Consider the following 2,869-nt stretch of genomic DNA (forward strand, 5'->3'; position numbering starts at 1 on the left):
CAGGAATCGTGTCTGTGGTTGGGTCCTGGCGCTACCACGCAGGACCCACAGGGCCTAAAAGCGTGGGAGCGAGGAGGGTTTTGCGACAACCGCCTTCGCGAGGATGACGGTCGGGGGGTGTTTTGCCCTTTTGCGACACCCTCCTTAGCGGGAAAGACGGCAGTGGTATAAATCGGCATTTAAGATCTTTTGCGGCAACCTCGGACCGTGGGAACGAGCCTGTACCTATAGGGCACAAGAGGCACAAGAGGCACAAAGAGCACAAAAAAAAGCGCTCTTTTTTTCTTTTCCTTTGTGTCTTTGTGCCTTTGTGGTTCCAATAAAAGCCCTCGGCTAAACTGAATCTGGCTGGTTTTCCGGAGCAGCATCAATAAACGACGGAAGCGAATTACAGTGCTTATAGATGGTAGCTATCTTTGGGAAATCTGACATATCCACCTTGAATCGCAGGGCATTAAACACTTGAGGTATAAGGCAGATGTCGGCTATAGAGGGCTGCTCAGAGCAGCAGAAAGGCTGGTCATTAAGCTGTGCTTCCAAAGCAGTAAATCCGGTATGAATCCAGTGCTTATACCACTGTTTTTTGGCATCGTCGCTCACCGCCAATTCCTGTTGCAGATATTTTATTACCCGCAGGTTATCAACCGGATGAATATCGCAACTGACCAGGTAAGCCATACTTCGCAGCTGTGCTTTCTGCCATGGGTCTCCGGGGATAATTGACGGTTCCGGATAAGTTTCTTCCAGCCATTCCAGGATGGCCAGAGACTGAGTGAGCATCCCCTGTTCGGTAACCAGTGCTGGCACCAGACCTTCCGGATTGATCGCTTTATATTCTTCGGACTGTTGCTGGCCTTTCAGCAGGTTCACGGCGGACTGCTGGTAATCAATCCCTTTCAGGTTCATGGCGATGCGAACCCGATAAGCCGCCGATGAGCGAAAGTAAGAGTAAAGTTTCATTGTCTTCTACTCTCCGCTATCAGTTAAAGCGGGCAAAATCGTTGCCTGAACATTACCAAAGCCAATACGGGCATGCCCCTGCTTTTCACAGTAGCCTTTGAATATCACGGTATCGCCATCTTCCAGAAAGGTTCTGTTTTCGCCATTGGGCAGGCTCAGGGGTTTTTTACCGCCATTGGAAAGCTCAAGCAGTGAGCCCGCTTCTTCTGGCTTTGGTCCGGACTGGGTGCCACTGCCAAGCAGGTCTCCCGGCTGGAGGTTACAGCCATTCACCGTATGGTGAGCCACCATCTGATTAATGGTCCAGTAAGAGTGTCGGAAGCTGGATTGGGAGAGTTGTGCCGGCGCCTCACCTTTCTGGCTCATCTGTTCGGTCAGCAGATGGGCTGATAACTGAATATCTATGGAACCCTGCTGGCGGTTTTTCTCTGAATCCAGGTAAGGAAGTGGTTGCGGGTCATCCACTGGGCGTTCGAAGGTTGTAAAATACGGTACCAGGGCTTCCAGGGTGATAATCCAGGGGGAAACGGTGGAGGCAAAGTTTTTTGCCAGAAAAGGCCCCAGAGGTTGATACTCCCAGGCCTGGATATCCCGGGCAGACCAGTCGTTAAACAGGCACAGGCCAAATACATGCTGGTCAGCCTGATCCAGTTTGATTGCTTCTCCTGAAGCGTTGCCAGCGCCGATGAAGATTCCCATTTCCAACTCATAGTCCAGCCGTTTGCACGGGCCAAGAGATGGCTGGTCAGCATCGGGTGCTTTTGTCTGTCCACAGGGGCGACGGAAACTATGGCCTGATACCTCAATAGACGACGCACGCCCATGATAACCAATGGGCACCCACTTGTAGTTGGGTAGCAGTGGGTTGTCGGGCCTGAAAAGTGAGCCAACGCTGGTGGCATGGTAAATGGAGGTATAAAAGTCGGTGTAATCACCGATCTGGCAGGGCAGGCGGTACTCAACATCAGCCATAGGCACAAGACAGCCTGAGAGTTCTGACTCTTCATCAGCTCCTGTGCGAAGGGCATGGAACAAAGCCCTTCGCAATGCTGACCAATGTTCAAAACCAAGCCCCATAAAACGGTTCAACGTTTCATCACAACAGGCTTTCAGTGCTTTCCGGACTTTACCTGTGGAGCGATCTTCTGAAAAAACTGTTGTCTGGTATGCCGCCGCCATATCCAGAATCTGGTCACCAATGGCGACACCAGCCCGGAAGGACTCTTTGCTGCCTTTTCGTCTGAAGATGGCGAAAGGCAGGTTTTGAATGGGGAAATCACTGCTTTTGTTATTCGCATTATTGGCCGAGGCAACCCAGCTGGTGAGGTTTGCATCGTGGGTTTCATTAAGTGTCAGCATGGTGAACTGTTGATCTCCGGTTGAGGCGGTTCTCTACTTAAAAGGATGACGTCTGCTATTGCGTAAAATGCTTTTTGATTCCTTTCCAGCACTCAATATAGTTGGCCTGACGAGCCTCGCACTCCAGGGCGAAACGGGTTGGTGCAAAAACGAAGCGGGATTCAAACATAAAGGCCATGGTGTCCTTATACCGTTCCGGTTGAAGATTGGCCTTACTGGCTTTTTCAAACACCCCGGCTTCCGGACCATGGGGGCTCATACAGTTATGCAGGCTGGCACCACCAGGAACAAACCCTTTTTCCCTGGCGTCATAAGTGCCATGAATCAGTCCCATAAACTCACTCATGACATTTCTGTGATACCAGGGAGGACGGAATGTGTTTTCAGCGACCATCCAGCGGGGTGGGAAGATGACAAAGTCAATGTTAGCAACTCCCGGGGTATCGCTCTGAGAGGTCAGTACGGTAAAGATTGATGGGTCAGGATGGTCAAAGCTGACGGTGTTAATGACATTAAAGCGGGACAGGTCGTATTTGTAAGGCGCTGAGGT

The 2,869-nt window shown here is 51.0% G+C and carries 3 protein-coding genes; all 3 read right to left on the reverse strand.

From position 1 onward, the window contains the following. Positions 1–333: 333 nt before the first annotated feature. Positions 334–960 (reverse strand): maleylacetoacetate isomerase, encoded by a 627-nt coding sequence (gene maiA, locus RM811_RS09875; protein ID WP_402523503.1) that lies wholly within the window; start codon positions 958–960, stop codon positions 334–336. Between the two features lie 6 nt (positions 961–966). After that, positions 967–2,319, reverse strand: coding sequence for a fumarylacetoacetase (fahA, locus tag RM811_RS09880; protein ID WP_402523505.1), 1,353 nt, complete (start codon positions 2,317–2,319; stop codon positions 967–969). A 55-nt stretch (positions 2,320–2,374) separates the two neighbouring features. Further along, positions 2,375–2,869 (reverse strand): homogentisate 1,2-dioxygenase domain-containing protein (locus RM811_RS09885; RefSeq protein WP_402523507.1); only part of this gene is annotated, 495 nt, incomplete at its 5' end.

It is taken from the genome of Endozoicomonas sp., assembly GCF_031844845.1.
Classification (GTDB): Bacteria; Pseudomonadota; Gammaproteobacteria; order Pseudomonadales; family Endozoicomonadaceae; genus Endozoicomonas.

Bases quoted from the DNA above. Each gene is read 5' to 3' on its own strand.
- maiA (WP_402523503.1), bottom strand. From the start codon at position 960: ATGAAACTTTACTCTTACTTTCGCTCATCGGCGGCTTATCGGGTTCGC.
- fahA (WP_402523505.1), bottom strand. From the start codon at position 2,319: ATGCTGACACTTAATGAAACCCACGATGCAAACCTCACCAGCTGGGTT.